The 19365-nt window shown below is 33.1% G+C and carries 24 protein-coding genes; 15 read left to right on the top strand and 9 right to left on the bottom strand.

Features of this window, described 5'->3' with window-relative positions:
* The first annotated feature begins 10 nt into the window (after nucleotides 1–10).
* From sufB to sufD, 3 genes are all read left to right on the top strand, one after another.
* Nucleotides 11–1459, top strand: coding sequence for a Fe-S cluster assembly protein SufB (sufB, locus tag PSU83_RS06090; protein ID WP_300587972.1), 1449 nt, complete (start codon nucleotides 11–13; stop codon nucleotides 1457–1459).
* A 48-nt stretch (nucleotides 1460–1507) separates the two neighbouring features.
* Nucleotides 1508–2260, top strand: a complete 753-nt coding sequence (gene sufC, locus PSU83_RS06085) for a Fe-S cluster assembly ATPase SufC (RefSeq protein WP_300587928.1) — start codon at nucleotides 1508–1510, stop codon at nucleotides 2258–2260.
* A gap of 107 nt (nucleotides 2261–2367) precedes the next feature.
* The gene (gene sufD / locus PSU83_RS06080; RefSeq protein ID WP_300587926.1) at nucleotides 2368–3684 is read left to right on the top strand and encodes a Fe-S cluster assembly protein SufD; all 1317 of its coding nucleotides are present in this window, start codon (nucleotides 2368–2370) and stop codon (nucleotides 3682–3684) included.
* Between the two features lie 239 nt (nucleotides 3685–3923).
* Here sufD and PSU83_RS06075 read toward each other — a convergent pair whose 3' ends face one another.
* The 4 genes from PSU83_RS06075 to PSU83_RS06060 all read right to left on the bottom strand — a co-directional run bounded on the left by PSU83_RS06075 (nucleotide 3924) and on the right by PSU83_RS06060 (nucleotide 6480).
* Nucleotides 3924–4256: a GYF domain-containing protein gene (locus PSU83_RS06075; RefSeq protein ID WP_300587924.1), complete on the bottom strand. Its 333-nt coding sequence runs from the start codon at nucleotides 4254–4256 to the stop codon at nucleotides 3924–3926.
* A 61-nt stretch (nucleotides 4257–4317) separates the two neighbouring features.
* Nucleotides 4318–4866, bottom strand: coding sequence for a hypothetical protein (locus PSU83_RS06070; RefSeq protein WP_300587922.1), 549 nt, complete (start codon nucleotides 4864–4866; stop codon nucleotides 4318–4320).
* Nucleotides 4867–4878: 12 nt separating this feature from the next.
* Nucleotides 4879–5394: a hypothetical protein gene (locus PSU83_RS06065; protein WP_300587920.1), complete on the bottom strand. Its 516-nt coding sequence runs from the start codon at nucleotides 5392–5394 to the stop codon at nucleotides 4879–4881.
* A 48-nt stretch (nucleotides 5395–5442) separates the two neighbouring features.
* Nucleotides 5443–6480 (bottom strand): hypothetical protein, encoded by a 1038-nt coding sequence (locus PSU83_RS06060; RefSeq protein WP_300587918.1) that lies wholly within the window; start codon nucleotides 6478–6480, stop codon nucleotides 5443–5445.
* A 130-nt stretch (nucleotides 6481–6610) separates the two neighbouring features.
* On the opposite strand from PSU83_RS06060, the gene PSU83_RS06055 reads away from it, so the two are divergent.
* Complete coding sequence (locus tag PSU83_RS06055; protein WP_300587916.1) at nucleotides 6611–7819, top strand: hypothetical protein; 1209 nt, start codon at nucleotides 6611–6613, stop codon at nucleotides 7817–7819.
* A 4-nt stretch (nucleotides 7820–7823) separates the two neighbouring features.
* On the opposite strand, the gene PSU83_RS06050 is transcribed toward PSU83_RS06055, so the two are convergent.
* Complete coding sequence (locus PSU83_RS06050; protein WP_300587914.1) at nucleotides 7824–9161, bottom strand: serine hydrolase; 1338 nt, start codon at nucleotides 9159–9161, stop codon at nucleotides 7824–7826.
* A gap of 156 nt (nucleotides 9162–9317) precedes the next feature.
* Between PSU83_RS06050 and PSU83_RS06045 the strand changes: the two genes are divergently transcribed.
* The 7 genes from PSU83_RS06045 to PSU83_RS06015 all read left to right on the top strand — a co-directional run bounded on the left by PSU83_RS06045 (nucleotide 9318) and on the right by PSU83_RS06015 (nucleotide 13798).
* On the top strand, nucleotides 9318–10538 hold the full coding sequence (locus PSU83_RS06045; protein WP_300587912.1) for a cysteine desulfurase: 1221 nt from the start codon (nucleotides 9318–9320) through the stop codon (nucleotides 10536–10538).
* Nucleotides 10539–10548: 10 nt separating this feature from the next.
* Nucleotides 10549–10986, top strand: a complete 438-nt coding sequence (locus PSU83_RS06040; RefSeq protein WP_300587909.1) for a hypothetical protein — start codon at nucleotides 10549–10551, stop codon at nucleotides 10984–10986.
* Nucleotides 10983–11402 (top strand): SufE family protein, encoded by a 420-nt coding sequence (locus PSU83_RS06035; protein WP_300587907.1) that lies wholly within the window; start codon nucleotides 10983–10985, stop codon nucleotides 11400–11402. The genes PSU83_RS06040 and PSU83_RS06035 overlap by 4 nt, the downstream gene beginning before the upstream one ends.
* Nucleotides 11403–11452: 50 nt before the next feature.
* Entirely contained in the window at nucleotides 11453–11866 is a 414-nt protein-coding gene (locus PSU83_RS06030) for a GxxExxY protein (RefSeq protein ID WP_300587906.1), read from the top strand.
* A 45-nt stretch (nucleotides 11867–11911) separates the two neighbouring features.
* Nucleotides 11912–12235, top strand: a complete 324-nt coding sequence (locus PSU83_RS06025; protein ID WP_136151040.1) for an SUF system Fe-S cluster assembly protein — start codon at nucleotides 11912–11914, stop codon at nucleotides 12233–12235.
* Between the two features lie 71 nt (nucleotides 12236–12306).
* Nucleotides 12307–12813 (top strand): DUF2480 family protein, encoded by a 507-nt coding sequence (locus PSU83_RS06020; protein WP_300587900.1) that lies wholly within the window; start codon nucleotides 12307–12309, stop codon nucleotides 12811–12813.
* Nucleotides 12814–12907: 94 nt separating this feature from the next.
* The gene (locus PSU83_RS06015) at nucleotides 12908–13798 is read left to right on the top strand and encodes a DUF3078 domain-containing protein (protein WP_300587898.1); all 891 of its coding nucleotides are present in this window, start codon (nucleotides 12908–12910) and stop codon (nucleotides 13796–13798) included.
* 71 nt (nucleotides 13799–13869) lie between these two features.
* Here PSU83_RS06015 and PSU83_RS06010 read toward each other — a convergent pair whose 3' ends face one another.
* The 4 genes from PSU83_RS06010 to PSU83_RS05995 all read right to left on the bottom strand — a co-directional run bounded on the left by PSU83_RS06010 (nucleotide 13870) and on the right by PSU83_RS05995 (nucleotide 16402).
* Nucleotides 13870–14115 carry a hypothetical protein gene (locus PSU83_RS06010; RefSeq protein WP_300587896.1) on the bottom strand — a complete coding sequence of 82 codons (246 nt, stop codon included), beginning with the start codon at nucleotides 14113–14115 and terminating at the stop codon, nucleotides 13870–13872.
* 188 nt (nucleotides 14116–14303) lie between these two features.
* Complete coding sequence (locus tag PSU83_RS06005) at nucleotides 14304–15470, bottom strand: cystathionine gamma-synthase (RefSeq protein WP_300587969.1); 1167 nt, start codon at nucleotides 15468–15470, stop codon at nucleotides 14304–14306.
* Between the two features lie 35 nt (nucleotides 15471–15505).
* The gene (locus PSU83_RS06000) at nucleotides 15506–15961 is read right to left on the bottom strand and encodes a DinB family protein (RefSeq protein WP_300587894.1); all 456 of its coding nucleotides are present in this window, start codon (nucleotides 15959–15961) and stop codon (nucleotides 15506–15508) included.
* Between the two features lie 3 nt (nucleotides 15962–15964).
* Nucleotides 15965–16402, bottom strand: coding sequence for an acyl-CoA thioesterase (locus PSU83_RS05995; protein ID WP_300587892.1), 438 nt, complete (start codon nucleotides 16400–16402; stop codon nucleotides 15965–15967).
* A 69-nt stretch (nucleotides 16403–16471) separates the two neighbouring features.
* Between PSU83_RS05995 and PSU83_RS05990 the strand changes: the two genes are divergently transcribed.
* From PSU83_RS05990 to gmk, 4 genes are all read left to right on the top strand, one after another.
* On the top strand, nucleotides 16472–16825 hold the full coding sequence (locus PSU83_RS05990) for an ArsC/Spx/MgsR family protein (protein WP_300587890.1): 354 nt from the start codon (nucleotides 16472–16474) through the stop codon (nucleotides 16823–16825).
* On the top strand, nucleotides 16825–17715 hold the full coding sequence (locus PSU83_RS05985; protein WP_300587888.1) for a DMT family transporter: 891 nt from the start codon (nucleotides 16825–16827) through the stop codon (nucleotides 17713–17715). The genes PSU83_RS05990 and PSU83_RS05985 overlap by 1 nt, the downstream gene beginning before the upstream one ends.
* Before the next feature lie 85 nt (nucleotides 17716–17800).
* Nucleotides 17801–18661 carry a YicC/YloC family endoribonuclease gene (locus PSU83_RS05980; RefSeq protein WP_300587886.1) on the top strand — a complete coding sequence of 287 codons (861 nt, stop codon included), beginning with the start codon at nucleotides 17801–17803 and terminating at the stop codon, nucleotides 18659–18661.
* A 106-nt stretch (nucleotides 18662–18767) separates the two neighbouring features.
* Complete coding sequence (gene gmk, locus PSU83_RS05975) at nucleotides 18768–19337, top strand: guanylate kinase (RefSeq protein ID WP_300587884.1); 570 nt, start codon at nucleotides 18768–18770, stop codon at nucleotides 19335–19337.
* The last annotated feature ends 28 nt before the right edge of the window (nucleotides 19338–19365 follow it).

The raw sequence follows: 19365 nt of genomic DNA, 5'->3' as shown, positions 1-19365 counted from the left end.
ACCAAACAAAATGGCAAAATATACGGAGGACGATTTAAAAGTTGAACTCGAAAGCAAAGAATACGAGTATGGATTTTATACAGATATAGAATCGGATACGTTTCCAATTGGTTTAAACGAAGACATTGTTCGGGCAATTTCTTTAAAAAAAGAGGAACCACAATGGATGACGGATTGGCGTATTGAAGCATTTCGCGCTTGGCAAGATATGACTGAACCTAATTGGGCGAATGTGAATTACGAAAAACCCGATTTTCAGGCGATATCTTATTATTCGGCTCCAAAACAAGTCGATCCAAACAAAACATTGGATGATGTAGATTCTGAACTTTTGGAAATGTACAAAAAACTTGGAATCTCCATTGACGAACAGAAAAAGATGAACAATATCGCTATGGATATTGTGGTAGATTCGGTTTCTGTAGCTACAACATTCAAGAAAACATTAAGTGAAAAGGGCATTATTTTCTGTCCTATTTCGGAAGCCATCAAAGAACACCCCGAATTGGTAAAAAAATATTTGGGGACCATCGTTCCGCAGAAAGATAATTTTTATGCCGCACTGAATTCAGCCGTTTTTTCAGACGGAAGTTTCTGTTATATTCCAAAAGGCGTTCGTTGCCCAATGGAACTTTCTACCTATTTCCGAATCAATCAAGCCGGAACAGGACAATTTGAAAGAACCCTTTTAATTGCCGATGAAGGAAGTTATGTCTCGTATTTGGAAGGTTGTACCGCACCTAGTCGGGACGAAAACCAATTGCACGCGGCAGTTGTTGAACTGATTGCCTTGGATAATGCCGAAATCAAATATTCAACCGTTCAAAACTGGTATCCTGGAAATAAAGAGGGAAAAGGCGGCGTTTATAATTTTGTAACCAAAAGAGGTTTGTGTGAGAAAAACGCAAAAATTTCTTGGACTCAAGTGGAAACGGGTTCTGCAATTACATGGAAATATCCTTCGGTAATTTTGAAAGGCGATAATTCAATTGGTGAATTTTACTCGATTGCAGTTACCAATAATTACCAACAAGCTGATACGGGAACGAAGATGATACATTTGGGAAAAAATACCAAATCAACAATCATTTCCAAAGGAATTTCAGCCGGAAAATCTCAAAACAGTTATAGAGGTTTGGTTCAGATAAGTGCTCGTGCAGACAATGCGCGTAACTTTTCGCAATGCGATTCATTATTGATGGGAAATAATTGTGGAGCGCATACTTTTCCCTACATCGAAAGCAAAAATTCATCCGCGATAATCGAACACGAAGCCACAACTTCAAAAATCGGTGAAGACCAAGTTTTCTATTGCAATCAGCGTGGAATCCCAACCGAAAAAGCAATAGCGCTAATCGTAAACGGTTTCAGTAAAGATGTATTGAATAAATTACCAATGGAATTTGCTGTTGAAGCACAAAAATTATTGGAGATTTCGTTAGAAGGATCTGTCGGATAAATACTTATATGAACTTACATGCCTTAAATGGTTTAAAATAAAAATAAAATGCTAAGCATAAAAAATTTACACGCTTCAGTAGAAGACAAAGAAATATTAAAAGGAATCAATCTAACCGTAAACGCTGGGGAAGTTCACGCGATTATGGGGCCAAACGGTGCCGGAAAAAGTACGTTAGCATCCATCATTGCTGGGAATGAAAAATACGAAGTTTCAGAAGGTGAAATCCTTTTGGAAGGCGAAAATATTGCAGAATTAGCTCCGGAAGAAAGAGCGCATAAAGGTGTTTTTCTTTCGTTCCAATATCCAGTAGAAATTCCGGGAGTTTCGGTAACGAACTTCATGAAAACTGCCATCAACGAAAGCAGAAAAGCCAACGGAAAAGCAGAAATGCCAGCGAACGAAATGCTGAAACTAATTCGTGAAAAATCGGAACTATTAGAAATCGATAGAAAGTTCTTGTCACGTTCATTAAACGAAGGTTTTTCGGGAGGTGAAAAGAAACGTAATGAGATTTTTCAAATGGCGATGTTGGAACCAAAACTGGCCATCCTTGACGAAACGGATTCAGGTTTGGATATTGATGCGTTGCGAATTGTTGCCAATGGTGTAAACAAATTGAAAAGTAAAGACAATGCCGTTGTCGTAATCACGCATTACCAACGATTATTGGATTATATTATTCCAGATTTCGTTCACGTTTTAATGGATGGAAAAATCGTAAAATCAGGCGGAAAAGAACTCGCTTACGAACTAGAAGAAAAAGGATACGACTGGATTAAAGCGGAAATGGAAGTTTAAAAATATTTTGAACCATTAAGAAATTAAGAGAATTAAGAAAGTTTAATGAAACTTAATTTCTTAATGGTTCCAATAAAATCATTTATTGTTTACAGTAAATAAAAATCATGGAATTAAAAGATAAATTAATCTCGTCTTTTATGGCGTTTGAAGAAAGCATCGATGTGCACAATGCGTTGCATGACGTTCGAACTTCGGCTATAAAAAACTTTGAAAATAAAGGTTTCCCAACTAAAAAAGAGGAAGCTTGGAAATATACATCGCTGAATTCAATTCTGAAAAATGATTATTCGGTATTTCCAAAACATGAAAATTCGATTGAATTTAAAGATGTAAAGAAATATTTCATGCACGAAATTGACACACACAAAGTCATTTTTGTAGATGGAAAATTCAGTTCATTTTTATCAGCAACGACGCATGACGGAATTGATGTTTGCTTAATGTCATCGGCATTGAATAAGCCAAAATACAAGATGATAATTGATGAATATTTCAATAAAATCGCCAGCAAAGAGGAAAGTTTAACGACTTTGAATACGGCTTTTGCCAATGAAGGAGCGTATATCAATATCCCGAAAAGTAAAGTGGTTGAGAAGCCAATTGAAATAATCTATTTTTCAACTGGAATTGAAGATGCATTGATGGTTCAGCCAAGAAACTTGGTCATTGTTGGAGAAAATGCGCATGTCCAAATTATCGAAAGACATCAATCGTTAAATGAAAATCCAGTACTGACGAATTCAGTAACCGAGATTTTTGCAAAAAAACGCGCTATCGTTGATTACTATAAAATTCAAAACGATTTGCAATCGGCGAACCTGATTGACAATACTTATATTTCTCAAAAACAAGAAAGTAGAGTTGCAGTTCATACCTTTTCTTTTGGTGGAAACATTACCAGAAACAACTTGAATTTCTACCATTTTGGCGAAAGAATCGATTCCACTTTAAAAGGTATTACGATTATTGGCGATAAGCAGCACGTTGATCATCACACTTTAGTGCAGCATGCCACCCCAAACTGTGAAAGTCATCAGAATTATAAAACCATTTTAGGCGATAGTTCTACCGGAGTTTTCAATGGAAAAATTTATGTAGAAAGAGAAGCTCAGAAAACCGATGCTTTTCAGCAAAACAACAATATTTTATTGGGCGATAAAGCCACAATCAACGCAAAACCGCAATTGGAAATTTTTGCTGACGATGTAAAATGTTCACACGGATGCACCATCGGTCAACTAGACGAAAATGCTATGTTCTACATGCAACAACGTGGAATTCCGAAGAAAGAAGCCAAAGCATTGTTGATGTATGCTTTTTCAAATGAAGTCATCGAAAGCATTAAAATCCCCGAATTAAAACAACGAATCACCAAAATTATTGCTGTGAAACTGGGCGTTAATTTAGGGTTTGATTTGTAGAATATACGGATTTAAAATAAAAACCTTTTCAGCATTTGAAATCTGAAAAGGGTTTTTAATAATTAAGCTATTTTACTATAAAATTATCTTTTTCATGGTTTTAAATGTAGATGATTTCTAGTTTATTGGTTTTTGTTTCTTACATTTAATGAATTTGATACAAAATCATTTTTACAATTAAATTGCTATAACTGCAATTATTTATTAAGCAAATTTTAGTAGAATAAAAATTTAAATAATCAATTCTTAAATAATTTACCAATTATATAAATAACCAAACAGACAACAAAAAACCAAAAAAAAGGAACAACAAAAGATGCAGCAATTCCTAATATTAACCCCGCAACTTCTAAACCACATCCTGAATCTGTTTTAATGTTATCCGATGGAGGTATTTTACTTAAAAGGACATCTGCTTCAGGGAGTTCCGATAAAAGCACATAATCTTTAAAACCTTCCCGCCAAATATATGTATATCTAGAAACATTGTATTTAGCTAAATCAGTAACTTTTAATGGTCCTATTTTTCTACCATTTTCACCTTTTAAGTAATAAACTCGGGTGTCATCCATTTTCTGCAAATTCAATATTTATAAATTTATTTTTTATAAAATTTATTCTAGTTCTAAATTCTTAAAAGCTACCCCTATCTTTAAGTTTTCCTTCCTTATAGATCTTTTCAGCTTCCGAACCTGGTTTAAAAGGGCGTTTATCATACTCTTCTTTTTTCTCTCTTTCTTTCAATTTTAATTTAATCCATATCTTTTTTCTTACGTCCGTTGGTTCCGAAGCATTGATAGATTCATTTTGATTTGATGTAAAGTTGGAATTTTTAATTTTACCACGACCACCACATCTTTTGCATTCGTATTTTATAATTTCATATTTTCCTTTTTTATTTTCACATACATTACACCATTTGTAGTCATTAACTTTAGAAGTATGCACATCTTTACCAATAACCGTTTCAACAACTGCTAACACTGCAGCCTCTTGTATTGCTTCGTTAAATTCTTGATTGAAACTTTTGCAATTATAACATGGAACCCATTTTTCTATTTTTATTACTCCAGTACCTTTACAATAATTACAGGGACTGTATACATTCTTTCCATCATTATAGTTTTGTGAATATGAACTATTAATAAATAATATTAATATTATCAAAATTACTTTTTTCATAATAAATATTAATTAAAGATTAAATGCAATTTTTATTAATTCTCCATTTTTAACCTGTATATAGAAATTATAAATTGCGATAGCATCTTTTGTAATTACTATATTATGAATTCCGTCATAGATTGAGGACCACCAATTAAAGCCAGAATTGATTAAGTAACTATCATAATAAAAATAAATTACTCTAAAATTTTTTAATTCAGGTTCATCGTGAATTTCATAATAAAGAAAAGTATCAGCAGCACTTTTACCTTTTAATTTGAACGATTTTTCTAGTTCATCTCTATATTTTAAATACAGCAACTTTTTTTTAACTTCGTATGTTTCTCTATCGTCAAGTTCAACTATTCCTAAAATGACTTTTTCTCCAAAACAGTAAAATTTAGAATCCTCTGGAATTACTAATTGAATTCCTTTTTCATTATAATTTTCATTTAAACTTAATCCATTTTTAGTTACTTGTAATGTAAATTTATTTTGAGCTAGAGCACTAATAGATAATAAAAGGAGGAATGTTAATTTATTCATCTTTTTGTAAGTATTCATTTCCTATAAATTAATTGGTCTACTTAAGATTTAATTACATTTATTAGCTGTTGCTGCATCTTTATTTGTATAATTCATATCTTGAATTTCATCACTAGTATTTATCTCAGCCCATTCATGTTTACCAGACTTACTTTCTTCACAAACTGATTTTTTAATTGAGTTATCATTAGCCAAAAAATTGGTTATCATTGCATCGAACAGGTACATAATTGTAAAACTTTCTTCGGCAAAACTTGGGCTATCTGTTTTTGAGTAATTAGGATATTTGCTAATTTTTAGTTGTGTAACTTCATGTTTCTTTTTACATTCTTTGCATTGATAATAGGAAGTAGTAAATTTCCTTTGATATGGTAAATTAAATGGTTTTGTGGTTTTTGACCATTCACACCTTTCTCTAACATGTTTTTCCCTTTCTATGTTTTCTTGATTTATCTTTTCAATTTCTTTTTGTTTGATTTTTTCTTTTTCTTTTTCTTCTTTTTTTAGATTTGAAACAACTTCATTATGTTTGATTAATTCTTCGTTTTGGTAAATTTGAGAAAAATTTGAGAGTAGTAATTGAACTTCTATTTCATTTTGTTTGTAAGTATTATATATTTCACATAATTTACTTCGATTGTTTTTTTGTTCTAAATCAGAAACAGTCATTGAAAGAAAAGGAACATAGCTACTAATATTATTTTTCATTTTTAATTTTAGTTCTTCATTTATTTTAATTTGACCATTAAAATTATTGTTGTTTTTAATTTCAGAATTTATATTATCTACTATATTTGCTTGCTCCATTAGAGTACCTTTAAAATATTCAATTTTTTCAATTACAGTATTATTTTCAAATCCAAAAATTTCACTGCAAGAGTAAACTTTATCATCCTTTTTTAATAAATCTGATTTTTTAGTTGATTTCTTTGTTATTTGGTTTACAACCTCAGCACCAGCTTGAACTAATACCTTTGAATCTACTTTTTTTGTTTCTTTCTTTACTTTATCCCAAATACTCTGCGAATATGTATTTATTGAAATTGTCAATAATAATATTAAAGATAATTTTAATTCTTTTTTCATAACGTTATTTGTTAAATTTTACACCACAAATCTAAAAGTTAAAACAATCCAAAAATTATTTTAATAAGTTCAAATGCGTTCAAACGAGTTCAAATGAAAAGGTTTTAGTATTTTTGATAAAATTAAAGCGATGCCAGCAGCAATTATCATATCCTCCAACGAACAAAACTGGATTAAAGAATACCTGCAAGAAACCTATGATGTAGTTATTAAAGACGCTTTTGATTGTCAAAACCTGTGTGCTTTAATAGACAAACAAAAAGGCATCAAGATTAGTTATTCTACTTTAAGACGGTTGTTTGATTTGGTTACCAATACCAATGCACCGTCTCGGTTTATTCTGAATCAATTGTCGGTTGCCGTTGGGTTCAAAAATTGGGAAGTTTTTAAAACACACGTGCATAGTTTTGATGTGAATGTCATCAATCAAAACTTACAGTTGTATTGTAACAATACCGAAAAATACCGAATAGTACTGCTAGAAACGATTCTCAATTTACCTATTCACACTTGGATTGGTGGCTATCAATTTCAAAATTGTATTAACGTCGCTATTGAGAAAAATGATTTTGAGGTTTTGGATAAAGTAATTATTCATCACTATGATTTAGATAATAAACACATTTATGAGCACATTACCATTGGTTTTCAGTCACTCTATTTTCAATCGGTTAGTGGCAACAAACAAATTATAGATTTTGTAAAAAGACACATCGCTACATCGTTAGTTTTGCAAAAATGTTTGCTTCAAGCGTATGTAAACGAAACCTATTTGGATTCTTTTTTAGGCGAATGGTTTTCGGTTATTGAAGATAACACGTTACCCAATTTATTATTATTCAAAAATTTATTATTGTGCCAAAAAGCATATAATGAAAAGAATATCAGTAATGCGAAAACCTATTATAGCAATGCTCTGAAACAAGCAGAAACTGCTGATTTTGAAATTCATCCTATTTTAAAAGCGCGTCTTGGTGTTTGGGAATTGATTTTAAATAAAAACCCAAAAAAACTTACTGCCTATTTCAACAGCCTAGAAAATCCTTTTGATATTGCTGACTTTGCAGTTATTGCCAGTCGCTTATTGTGGATTTATGATAAAGAAGCAACCACCGATTTTTTAGAACACATTGCAATAGAGAAATTTCCAACAGTGAAAAACTATTTTCAAAAAGGAAGATTCAATTTATTGTTGCTATCTCTGGCCATTCATTATCATTTAAAAAAGGATGTTTTAAAAACAAAAGCTTATTTCAAACAAATTGATATCACAACTTTTGGTTATGATATTGTGAATATTGAGTTTTATGAAAGTTGGATAGAAATATTGAAACTATAACTTTTTATTTTAAACTCCCAACAACTCCACTCAAAAATCCATTAAAATCAAAATCTTCGCTCAATCCCATTCGTACAATTACCAAATCGTGGGTTGGGAAAACCGCCACCATTTGACCTTGAAAACCACTAGCATAAAACATATCTTTCGGAACATCTGGAAAATACCCGCCAGCATTCAACCAAAATTGTCCGCCATATCTTCCGTTTGAAGTGTTAGTTGGAGTTGAAACATATTGAGCCCAGCTTTCATCAAATAGCGGTTCACCATTCCAATTTCCTTTGTGTAAATAAAGCAAGCCAAACTTCGCCCAATCTCTAGTCGTTGCCCAACCATAAGAGGAACCAACAAAATTTCCTGCCATATCGGTTTCAACCAAAGCCGAATTCATTCCGATTTTATCGAATAAACTATTGTACCAAAAATCTAAATATTCCTGATGTGTTTTGAATTGTTTTCTTAAAATTCCAGATAATAAATTGGTTGTGCCTGACGAATAATTCCAATGCGTATTTGGTTTATATTTAGCGATTTTTTCAACTTGTGATTTAGTCATGTCTTCAGCTTGAAACAACATTTTGGTAGCATCGGAAATTTTACCATAATCTTCATCCCATTCCAAACCAGAATTCATGTGAAGTAAATCATTGATCGTAATTTTAGAGCGTTCATCATTCTTCCACTCGCCAATTGGCGCAGGTTCCATAATATCAATTTTACCTTGTTTTTGTAGAATTCCAAAATAAGTTGCGGTCAAACTTTTAGTCATCGACCAACCTAAAATTTTAGATCGTTCAGAAAAACCACGAGCGTATTTTTCGCCAATTACTTTGTCTTTGTAAACTACAATAACTGATCGCGTTCTCTTCTTTTTTTCGCCTCTTTTGTCAAAAGCGTTGTCTAAGGCTTTTTGTAATTTATCATAATCAATATCGGCAAAAAAAGTATCTTTTGGTTCTAAATTTCCATACGGAAACGGCAGTCTGGTGTTTCTTTTTTTTCTTTTCGGGATGTCATACGGTTTGTTTACATCAAAATCATCATTAATTAAAGTTGCTCCCAAACCTTCTCGGTAAATTGCTTTGCGTTCTTTCAATCCGTGAACGGATGAGGTTACAAAATTTCTTCCATTATTGATTTCATTAGTTGCCCAATCTATTTTTGGAATATCATTATCACCTTGTTGGATCGCTTTCAGATTTCGATCATCAATAAAATGAGCGGAAGCTATACTTTTAGCTGAAAATCCTGATATTAAATCAAGCTGTGGATAAATGGCAATCCTTAAATAAACAAAGGCAATAAGCAAAAGGGCAACTAGAATTTTGAAGATTTTTTTCATAGGGAACCGAATTTGATGCAATTTACTTTTTTTACTATGAATACAGGAGATGTTTTTCAATTTTAAACCTAAAACAAATCATAAATATTCGTGAATTCATGGCTTTTTACAGTCCTATTTCTCTACTTTTGTATAAGATTTTTTCCAAATATACGCATGTTAGATATACAAAAAATAAGAGCTGAATTTCCAATACTTTCTCAACAAATAAACGGAAAACCGCTTGTTTATTTCGACAACGGAGCCACTTCACAAAAACCACAAGTCGTAATTGATGCTATTGTAGATTATTATTCCCGATACAATTCCAATATTCATCGTGGCGTTCATTCTTTGAGCCAAATCGCGACTGATGCTTACGAGCAAGCACGGCTAAAAATCCAAAAGCATTTTAATGCTAAACACAATTACGAAATTATCTTTACATCAGGAACAACCGAAAGCATTAATTTGGTTGCTAACGGTTTTGCGTCGTTGTTAAAAAAAGGGGACGAAATTATAGTTTCAGCATTAGAACATCATAGTGATATTGTTCCTTGGCAAATGGTTTGCGAACATACAGGCGCAAAATTACGGGTTATCCCAATGAATTCTGATGGCGAATTAGTGATGGAGGATTACGAGAAATTACTTTCGGATAAAACTAAATTGGTATGTTGTAATCATATTTCTAATGCATTAGGAACTATAAATCCAATCGAATTTATAATTGAAAAAGCACATAAAGTTGGAGCGGCAGTTCTAATTGATGGCGCACAAGCTTGTCCGCACTTAAAACCAGATGTTCAAGCTTTGGACGCTGATTTTTATGTAACTTCGGCTCACAAAATGTGTGGTCCAACAGGCGTTGGAATGCTTTACGCCAAAGAAGAATGGCTTAGAAAATTGCCACCATATAAAGGTGGAGGCGAAATGATAGCTACAGTTACTTTCGAAAAAACTACGTATGCTGATTTACCTCATAAATTTGAAGCAGGAACGCCCAATATTTGTGGCGGAATTGCCTTTGGCGTTGCAATTGATTATATGAATGATGTTGGTTTTGATGCTATTGCAGTTTATGAAAAAGAATTGTTGAAATACGGAACTCAAAAGTTGTTAGAATTGGAAGGTATTGAAATTTATGGCCCGAAAGACTTGAATAAAAAAGCTTCGGTAATTTCGTTTAATCTAAAAGGAATTCATCCATATGATGTCGGTACGATAATCGATAAGCTTGGAATCGCAGTACGAACCGGACATCATTGCGCACAACCGATTATGGATTATTATAAAATACCAGGAACAATAAGAGCAAGTTTTGCTTTTTACAATACGAAAGAAGAAATAGACTCGATGATTGAAGCGCTGAAAAAAGCACAAATGATGTTGTCATAAAACAAGAGCCATGAAAACACTAAGTTTGATTTTATTAACCTTTATGATGAGTAAAAGTTGCTCAAAAGAAACGCAGAATGACATCGCAAATTCGGTGATAGAATATGCTGCACATACGAGAGGATATCATTTGACTATAATGATTGTCAATCAAAAAGCGATTATTTCACAAGGAATTGAACCAGAAAATCGGTCACAAGAAGTTGCGATTTCTGATGCGGAGTGGAAAGCATTGGTAGCGGAATTCCAAACATTAAATTTAGCTGAGATTCCAAATTTGAAAGACCCAACACAAAAACGATTTTATGACGGTGCTGCTATTGCCACACTAAAAATAAAATATCAAGGTAAAAATTATGAAACTGTTGCTTTTGACCATGGATTTCCGCCGGCAGCAATTGAGAAATTCGTCAATAAAATAGTTTCATTAGTCAAAGAAAAAGAATGAGCATTAAAGAAATACAGAACGAAATTGTTGATGAATTTTCAATGTTTGACGATTGGATGCAGCGTTATGAATTCATGATCGATTTAGGAAAATCCTTGCCGTTGATCAATGAACACTACAAAACAGACGACAATATTATTAAAGGATGTCAATCAAAAGTTTGGGTTCATGCCGAAATGATTGACGATAAAGTAGTTTTTACTGCCGATAGCGATGCAATTTTGACCAAAGGAATTATTGCAATTCTGATTCGGGCTTTTTCCAATCAAAAAGCAAGCGATATTTTAGACGCTGACACCGAGTTTATTGAAGAAATTGGATTGAAAGAACATTTGTCTCCAACACGTGCCAACGGACTGGTTTCAATGATAAAAAAAATAAAAATGTACGCTTTGGCATTTGAAGCAAAAAAATAAATTTAATTCAACCATATAAGAAATGGAAGCGCATTTAAGTTGAGTAGATTATGGAATTGTCAAAAACATATTTAAAAGATTTAGTATATCAAATTAATGGTGCTGCAATAGAAGTTCATAAAAATCTTGGGCCTGGTTTGCTGGAAAAAATTTATCATAAATGTCTTGAGAAAGAATTAGCTATCAAAAATTTCGATTTTCATTCGGAATATAGTGTTCCAATTAATTATAAAGGACTAGAAATAGAAATTGATTTGAGATGTGATTTATTTATTGAAAATTGTTTGATAGTCGAGTTGAAATCAGTTGAGAAAGTTATGCCAATTCACGAAGCACAACTTTTAACTTATATGAAGCTTTTAAACGTGCCAATGGGTTTAATGATTAATTTTAACGTAACGAATATTTATAAAGAAGGTCAAAAAACATATGTCAATGACCTCTTTAGAAAACTTGAAGAATAACACTTATATGCCCTTATATGCCTTAAATGGTTAAAAACAAATAATATGGAAGAATTTAAAGATGATATCAACTTAGGGGAAAATGTGGTGAAAACCTTAAAAGGCATTTATGATCCTGAAATTCCTGTTGATATATACGAATTGGGATTGATTTACGATGTGATGATTAATGAAGATAATGAAGTGAAAGTCTTGATGACATTAACTTCACCAAATTGTCCCGTTGCAGAAACGCTTCCACGTGAAGTAGAAGAAAAAATCAAAAAAATTGACACCGTTAAAGCTTGCGAAGTAGAAATTACTTTCGATCCGCCATGGAGCAAAGATTTGATGAGTGAAGAAGCAAAATTAGAATTAGGAATGCTTTAAAAATAGTATTCGGTTTTCAGTCTCAGTTTTGAGAATACTGCGACTGTGAATTGCGGCTATAGACTAAAAAAATGGACGATATAATTAATAAAGTTGCCAGTTCTACCCTCGAAGTTTTCGACTTGGAAGATTATTATCCAAAAGGAATTCGAACACAAATTGACATTTCTCAATGGCTTTTGGAAGGTTTTTTATTGAAAGAAAAAGACTTTCGTGAAGCATTGAAAAATCATGATTGGAAGCAATATGAAAATCATTTCGTAGCGATTCATTGTGCTACCGATGCTATAATTCCAGCTTGGGCGACTATTTTGGTAACGGTTTATCTTGCTCCGTTCGCTAAAAAAGTAATTGCCGGAAGTCTTTCGGATTTAGAAACTTCACTATATCAAGAAATTCTTCCCACAGTAGATTATTCAATATATCAAGACAAACCAGTCATCTTAAAAGGCTGTTCCAAGAAACCTGTTCCTGAGAGCGCCTATATAATGGCTGTTCAAAAATTGCAACCTTTTGCCAAAAGTATTATGTATGGCGAAGCATGTTCTGCAGTTCCATTATATAAAAAAGCTAAATAAACTTAAATAATTTGTTTTCAAATAGTTATATTTTTTCTTGCATAAGAAAAATGTATCTGTACCTTTGCACCCGAAAAATTTAAATCTAAACAAAATGAAAAAAATTTTATTTTCAGCACTAGTATTGTTTGCTGTTGCTACTGTTTCTGCTCAAGTAAACGAGAAAGAATTGCTTAAAAAAAATGAAGAAGCTGCAGCTAAAATGAAAGAAGATAAGCCTATGGGCTGGACTAATAAAGGCATGTTTACGTTTTTGGCCAATCAAGCAAGTTTTAACAACTGGTTAGCAGGAGGACAAAGTAATATCTCTGGAAATATTGGTGTTAACTATGATTTCAATTACAAAAATGACAAATGGAATTGGGATAACAAAATCATTGCAGCGTATGGTTTGACAAAATTAAAAGGACAAGATCTTCAAAAATCGGATGACAGATTTATTTTCAATTCGTTAGCAGGAAGAAAAGCTAGTGGAGAATGGTTTTACTCCCTATTTTTTAATTTTCAGACACAATTTGATTCTGGTATCAATTTAGCTTCTGGAATTAAAACATCACATTTCTTTTCACCAGCATATTTCCAATTTGGACCGGGTATGTTATGGAAAAAAAACGACAATTTAAAAGTAAACTTTGCGCCAGCAACCTCTAAATTAATTGTTGTTCATCCTCATTTTACTGAATTAGGACCATCATTTGGTGTAGAGCAAGGTGATTCTTCGCGTTATGAATTTGGAGCAGCCATTAATGGTTACTACAAATTTAATCTTATGGAAAATGTTTCGGTTGAAAACATCTTAAATTTATATTCTAACTATTTAGAAGATCCACAAAATGTTGATGTTGATTATACTTTGAATATTGTTTTGAAAGTTAATAAATACCTTACCACAAACTTTGCCTTCCAAACTATTTATGACGATAATGCTTTTAGAGGTTTCCAAACGCGTCAAGTAATTGGAGTAGGAGTTAATTATGGTTTCTAATTCTAATATTCACATAAAAAAAGGAGCCAATTCAAACTGTGAATTGGCTCGTTTTTTTTTAACCATATTAATTATTTACTATTTGTGACTTTTAGCTTTATCCTAGAACTGCCATTATTTTTTAAAGCAGTATTATTCTTAGAATGCACAATAATTGGAGTCATATTTGTTGTTTTTTTTACATCTCCCATTTTTGTTCCATAATCACTAGAATTACTTTCCATGGGAAGTCTCGGATGAGAAAATGTTTTTGCGCTAAATAATATTAGCATAAATAGGACTAATTTAAAAAAACTTTTTGGGGTAATTGTTTTCATGGGTTAAGATTTTAATTATACAAGTTAAACTTAAAGAAAAAAAAATAAAAATCGACAAAACGCTCATAATAATCGTTAAAAAGCATAATATTTCAATATAAATAAGCTTTTTCTTAGTATAATAAAGATACTTTAAATAAAAAAACCAGAAATATTTTTCTGGTTTTTTACTCTTTAAAAAAATGATTTTATCTAAATGCCTGCTCTAAATCGGCTAATAAATCGGCGATATCTTCAACGCCAACGCTCAAACGCACTAAATCATCAGTTATCCCAACTTCCAGTCGTTTTTCTGCCGGAATTGAAGCGTGTGTCATCAAGGTTGGATGATTGGCAAGAGATTCTACACCACCAAGCGACTCTGCTAAAGTGAATACTTTTAGTTTTTCTAAAAATGAAATAGCATCTTGCATTTTCCCAGATTTGAAGGTGAAAGAAACCATTCCGCCAAAACCACTCATTTGCTTTTTAGCAATTTCATGATACGGATGGCTCGGCAATCCAGGATAATAAACAGTAGCAACTTCTGGATGATTGCTAAGGAACGCGGCTACTTTTTCACCGTTTTCACAATGACGTTGTACACGTAAATGCAAGGTTTTGATTCCTCTTAAAACCAAGAAACTGTCCATTGGTCCTAACGTTGCGCCAGTTGCAAATTGTTTAAAATGCAATTCGTCTCCCAAATCTTTGTCTTTAATGATCAAAGCGCCAGCAATAACATCTGAATGTCCGCCAAGGTATTTTGTAGCCGAATGCATTACGATATCAGCACCCAAATCCAATGGTTTTTGAAGATAAGGTGTTGCAAACGTATTGTCTACAGCAAAAAGAATATTGTGTTTTTTTGTGATTTTTGCGATTTCAGCAATGTCTGCCAATTTCATCAATGGATTTGTTGGCGTTTCAACCCAAACCAATTTCGTATTTTCGTTAATCAAAGACTGGAATTTGGTTGTATCATTCATATCTACAAAGTGAAATTTGATACCACTGTCTTTATATAATCTTGTAAAAAGACGGTAAGTTCCACCATATAAATCGTCCATTGCGATGATTTCATCACCCGCTTTGAACATTCTTAGTAAACAATCGGTAGCCGCTAATCCCGATGAAAACGCTAAACCACGAGCTCCATTTTCTATAGAAGCCAAAGCATCTTCTAAAGCCTGACGCGTTGGATTTGCAGCTCTTGAGTATTCATAATCTCCAACTGGTTTTCCCGGTGAAGTTTGTACATATGTTGAGGTTTGAAATACCGGCGGCATTACGGCTCCGGTAACTGGTTCATGATGTTGGCCACCATGTATTACTTTGGTATTGAATTTCATCTGTTTGTAATTTTGGGCAAAGATATTTTAATTTTTCGGATGTCGAAACGAGTTTAACGTTATATAAACTTCTTAATTTGCATCATAAATCCAATGTGAAGTGCTTCGTGAAAGTTGTTAAATTCGATCGCTTCTTTAGCGGATGATAAGTAGTATCCAGTTCCTGTCGTAAATTCTGCATAGTTTTGAAATACATTTTCTGAAAAATCTTTTTTGGTTTGTTCCAAGGTAGAAAACAAAAGTGCTTTGATTTCGTCTACCTGTCTTTGCTCAACATTATGTTCTGGTTTTGTGCCTTTTTTATAGTGCTCAACCATTTCATCCGAAATCATCATTGGCAAACCAGATAATTTGTAAACGAGCATTTGTTGAACCACAATAATGTGCCCAATATTCCAAATTAAATTATTATTAAATCCTTCGGGAATGGTATTAAGTTTTTCCAAAGAATGATTTTCTAAAAAAGTCAGTACTATATTTCGACTGCTTTTATTGATGTTGAATGTAGCTTCCATTTTTTATAATTGTGTAAAATGATCCGATTTAGGCATTAAGTTCATAACATCAATCGCAATTTGTGGCGTCGGATTTGCAATTTTTCGGAGTTTTGTATCCATCCAAGCGCCATCAACAGTAATTGTAGCCAGAAGTTCCTCTTTTTCGTTTTTTAATTCGTGTACAAGCGTCCAACGAGAAGCATCGTCTCTTATTTTCCCCACTTTAGTGCTAATGAAAACTTTGGTATTTTGTCTAATCTCTTTTCTGAAAATACATTCTTCCCGAAATAAAATGGGACCAAAATTGTTTTCCTGCATAATTCGCATATTCAATCCCAACTGCTCCAGAATTTCAACTCTATGTTGCGCGCCAAAATCATAATAAACGCTGTGTCGAACATGAAAATTAGGATCTAAATCTGACCAACGAACCGAAACTTCTTTTGTAAATGTTTGCATTATTTTAAATTTTTGATAAAAATACAGATTATAAGTTTCAAATGATTTTCCTTTGCAAAAAGAAATTTCATGACGAATAAAATCTACTATTTAGCTTCGTGCGATACGTGTCGAAAAATTATAAAATCACTGCCAAATACGGATCGATTGGAATTTCACGACATTCGTCAAAATCCAATTACCGAGAAGGAATTGGAAGAAATGCATTCTCTTTCCGGAAGTTACGAAGCACTTTTCAGCAAAAAAGCCCAACTGTATAAATCGATGGATTTGAAAAATAAAGCATTGACTGAAGCCGATTTCAAGAAATATCTCTTAGAACATTATACCTTTTTGAGTCGTCCTGTTTTTATCATTGACGACAAAATTTATATCGGCAACGGACAAAAAAATATTATTGAAGTTACAAAAGTGCTTAGCTAATGTCAAAAAGAACATGGGCGTTACTAGCCGCCATGATGGTTTCAATAATTTATGGAGTTTCGTTTACGATTGCCAAAGATGTAATGCCTACTTATGTGAAGCCCTACGGATTTATTTTGCTCCGCGTTTTAGGCGCCACAGTATTGTTTTGGGCCGTTTCTTTTTTTGGTCCCAAAGAGAAAATTCAACTGAACGATTTTCCACGAATTATTGCGGCCGCTTTTTTTGGAGTAGCACTAAATATGCTGACTTTTTTCAAAGGATTGAGCCTAACTTCTCCAATTTCAGCAGCGGTTCTCATGGTTACCACACCAATAATTGTATTGATTCTTTCGGCTATTATTATGAAAGAAAAAATGAAATTCAGAAAAATAATCGGTATTTTACTTGGCCTTTTCGGCACCGGATTTTTAATTTTGTATGGCAAATCTATTGGTAACGCTTCCAATGCAATGCTGGGAAATTTTCTCGTTTTTGTCAATGCGGTGTCCTATGGTTTTTATCTAATAGTAGTCAAAAAATTAATGGATAAGTACAATGCATTTACGTTTGTAAAATGGATTTATGCTTTTGGTTTACTGATGGTTTTGCCTTTCGGATGGAGCGAATATCATGAAATACATTGGACCACAATTCCCACTTACATTCTTTGGGAAATTGGGTTTGTAGTGCTCTTTACCACATTTTTCACCTATTTGTTCAACTTAGTTTCAATGCGCGAGCTCAAACCAACGACCGTAGCTGTTTTCATTTATCTGCAGCCGCTTTTCGCTACCATTTTTGCCATCGGTTTAGGAAAAGACGAACTAACTTTAGTTAAAATTGTTTCGGCAGTTTTGATATTTGTTGGCGTTTACTTGGTCACACAAAAGAAAGTGAGCAGTAATTAGTCTGCAGCAAACAATGTAGAACTGATTACGCAACACTGAACACTGAACACTTTTTCATATATTTGAAGTCTATTAAAAAATACCAATGATACAATCAATGACGGGTTTTGGAAAAGCAACTTTGCAACTCCCAACTAAAAAAATTACCGTAGAAATCAAATCGTTAAACTCTAAAGGTTTGGATTTAAATACCAGAATGCCGTCTGTTTTCCGCGAAATGGAATTGGGATTAAGAAACCAACTTTCCGTAAGATTGGAACGTGGAAAAATAGATTTTTCATTGTATATCGAAGTTACTGGCGAGGAAACGACATCTAAAATAAATGTTCCAATAGTTCGAGGCTATATCAATCAAATGAAAGCGGTGATTCCAAATGCAGATGAAACCGAATTGATGAAAATGGCTGTCAGAATGCCAGATGCACTAAAAACGGAGCGTGACGAAATCGATGAAAATGAATGGAAAAAAATCCAAACAGTAATCGATGAAGCTTTAGAAAATATTGCCCAATTCAGAAAAGATGAAGGCGTTTCATTAGAAAGAGAATTTTTGCATCGTATTGCCAATATCATGACGTTAATGAACAATGCGGTTGCGTATGATTCAGAACGAGTGGAAACGGTAAAAACACGTTTGCGAACTGCTTTGGATGAATTAAAAGAGAACGTAGATGAAAGTCGTTTCGAACAAGAATTAATTTTTTATCTTGAAAAATACGATATAACTGAAGAAAAAGTGCGTTTGGAGAATCATTTAAATTATTTCATCGAAACCATTGCAGGAACTGAAGCTAACGGTAGAAAATTAGGTTTCATTACCCAAGAAATGGGACGCGAAATCAATACAATGGGTTCCAAATCAAATCATACCGAAATGCAAAAATTGGTTGTAATGATGAAGGACGAATTGGAGAAAATTAAAGAGCAAGTACTAAACGTATTGTAATATTTGACACAGATTTCACAGATTCGCACAGATTGAAAAATCATTGTAATCCGTTAATCTGTGGCAAAAATAAATTTTAAGACTACTGAAATAAATTCAGCATATAATGAACAAAGGAAAATTATTAGTATTCTCAGCGCCATCAGGATCGGGAAAAACCACTATAGTAAGGCATTTATTGGCACAACCCGAATTGAATTTGGAGTTTTCTATTTCAGCTGCAACTCGCGAACTTCGTGGTGAAGAAGCACACGGAAAAGATTATTATTTCATGTCGATTGAAGAGTTTAAAAAGCACATTAAGGCTGATGATTTTATCGAATGGGAAGAAGTATACCGCGATAACTTTTACGGAACTTTGAAAAGTGAAGTCGAGAGAATTTGGGCAAAAGGGAAAAACGTAATTTTCGACATTGATGTTTCTGGCGGATTGCGAATTAAGTCAAAATTTCCTAAAGAAACCTTAGCCGTTTTTGTAAAACCACCAAGTGTTGACGAACTGAAACGCCGCTTAAAAGAACGCTCAACAGAAAGTGAAGACAAAATTAATATGCGAATCGCGAAAGCACACGTTGAATTGGCAACGGCACCACAATTTGACACTATCATCAAAAATTACGATTTGGATGTAGCCAAAGAAGACGCATATCAGTTGGTGAAAGAATTTGTTAAGTAAATAAAAGCTGTCAGCCGTTAGCTGTTAG

It is taken from the genome of Flavobacterium sp. (assembly GCF_029945805.1).
GTDB lineage: Bacteria > Bacteroidota > Bacteroidia > Flavobacteriales > Flavobacteriaceae > Flavobacterium.
Note: the sequence above shows the minus strand (reverse complement) of the source record. Positions and strands in the feature narration are given on the sequence as shown.

Excerpts from the sequence above, each read along its gene's own strand:
- sufB (WP_300587972.1), top strand. The coding sequence starts at position 11 with ATGGCAAAATATACGGAGGACGATTTAAAAGTTGAACTCGAAAGCAAA.
- sufC (WP_300587928.1), top strand. The coding sequence starts at position 1,508 with ATGCTAAGCATAAAAAATTTACACGCTTCAGTAGAAGACAAAGAAATA.
- sufD (WP_300587926.1), top strand. The coding sequence starts at position 2,368 with ATGGAATTAAAAGATAAATTAATCTCGTCTTTTATGGCGTTTGAAGAA.
- PSU83_RS06075 (WP_300587924.1), bottom strand. The coding sequence starts at position 4,256 with ATGGATGACACCCGAGTTTATTACTTAAAAGGTGAAAATGGTAGAAAA.
- PSU83_RS06070 (WP_300587922.1), bottom strand. The coding sequence starts at position 4,866 with ATGAAAAAAGTAATTTTGATAATATTAATATTATTTATTAATAGTTCA.
- PSU83_RS06065 (WP_300587920.1), bottom strand. The coding sequence starts at position 5,394 with ATGAATAAATTAACATTCCTCCTTTTATTATCTATTAGTGCTCTAGCT.
- PSU83_RS06060 (WP_300587918.1), bottom strand. The coding sequence starts at position 6,480 with ATGAAAAAAGAATTAAAATTATCTTTAATATTATTATTGACAATTTCA.
- PSU83_RS06055 (WP_300587916.1), top strand. The coding sequence starts at position 6,611 with ATGCCAGCAGCAATTATCATATCCTCCAACGAACAAAACTGGATTAAA.
- PSU83_RS06050 (WP_300587914.1), bottom strand. The coding sequence starts at position 9,161 with ATGAAAAAAATCTTCAAAATTCTAGTTGCCCTTTTGCTTATTGCCTTT.
- PSU83_RS06045 (WP_300587912.1), top strand. The coding sequence starts at position 9,318 with ATGTTAGATATACAAAAAATAAGAGCTGAATTTCCAATACTTTCTCAA.
- PSU83_RS06040 (WP_300587909.1), top strand. The coding sequence starts at position 10,549 with ATGAAAACACTAAGTTTGATTTTATTAACCTTTATGATGAGTAAAAGT.
- PSU83_RS06035 (WP_300587907.1), top strand. The coding sequence starts at position 10,983 with ATGAGCATTAAAGAAATACAGAACGAAATTGTTGATGAATTTTCAATG.
- PSU83_RS06030 (WP_300587906.1), top strand. The coding sequence starts at position 11,453 with ATGGAATTGTCAAAAACATATTTAAAAGATTTAGTATATCAAATTAAT.
- PSU83_RS06025 (WP_136151040.1), top strand. The coding sequence starts at position 11,912 with ATGGAAGAATTTAAAGATGATATCAACTTAGGGGAAAATGTGGTGAAA.
- PSU83_RS06020 (WP_300587900.1), top strand. The coding sequence starts at position 12,307 with ATGGACGATATAATTAATAAAGTTGCCAGTTCTACCCTCGAAGTTTTC.
- PSU83_RS06015 (WP_300587898.1), top strand. The coding sequence starts at position 12,908 with ATGAAAAAAATTTTATTTTCAGCACTAGTATTGTTTGCTGTTGCTACT.
- PSU83_RS06010 (WP_300587896.1), bottom strand. The coding sequence starts at position 14,115 with ATGAAAACAATTACCCCAAAAAGTTTTTTTAAATTAGTCCTATTTATG.
- PSU83_RS06000 (WP_300587894.1), bottom strand. The coding sequence starts at position 15,961 with ATGGAAGCTACATTCAACATCAATAAAAGCAGTCGAAATATAGTACTG.
- PSU83_RS05995 (WP_300587892.1), bottom strand. The coding sequence starts at position 16,402 with ATGCAAACATTTACAAAAGAAGTTTCGGTTCGTTGGTCAGATTTAGAT.
- PSU83_RS05990 (WP_300587890.1), top strand. The coding sequence starts at position 16,472 with ATGACGAATAAAATCTACTATTTAGCTTCGTGCGATACGTGTCGAAAA.
- PSU83_RS05985 (WP_300587888.1), top strand. The coding sequence starts at position 16,825 with ATGTCAAAAAGAACATGGGCGTTACTAGCCGCCATGATGGTTTCAATA.
- PSU83_RS05980 (WP_300587886.1), top strand. The coding sequence starts at position 17,801 with ATGATACAATCAATGACGGGTTTTGGAAAAGCAACTTTGCAACTCCCA.
- gmk (WP_300587884.1), top strand. The coding sequence starts at position 18,768 with ATGAACAAAGGAAAATTATTAGTATTCTCAGCGCCATCAGGATCGGGA.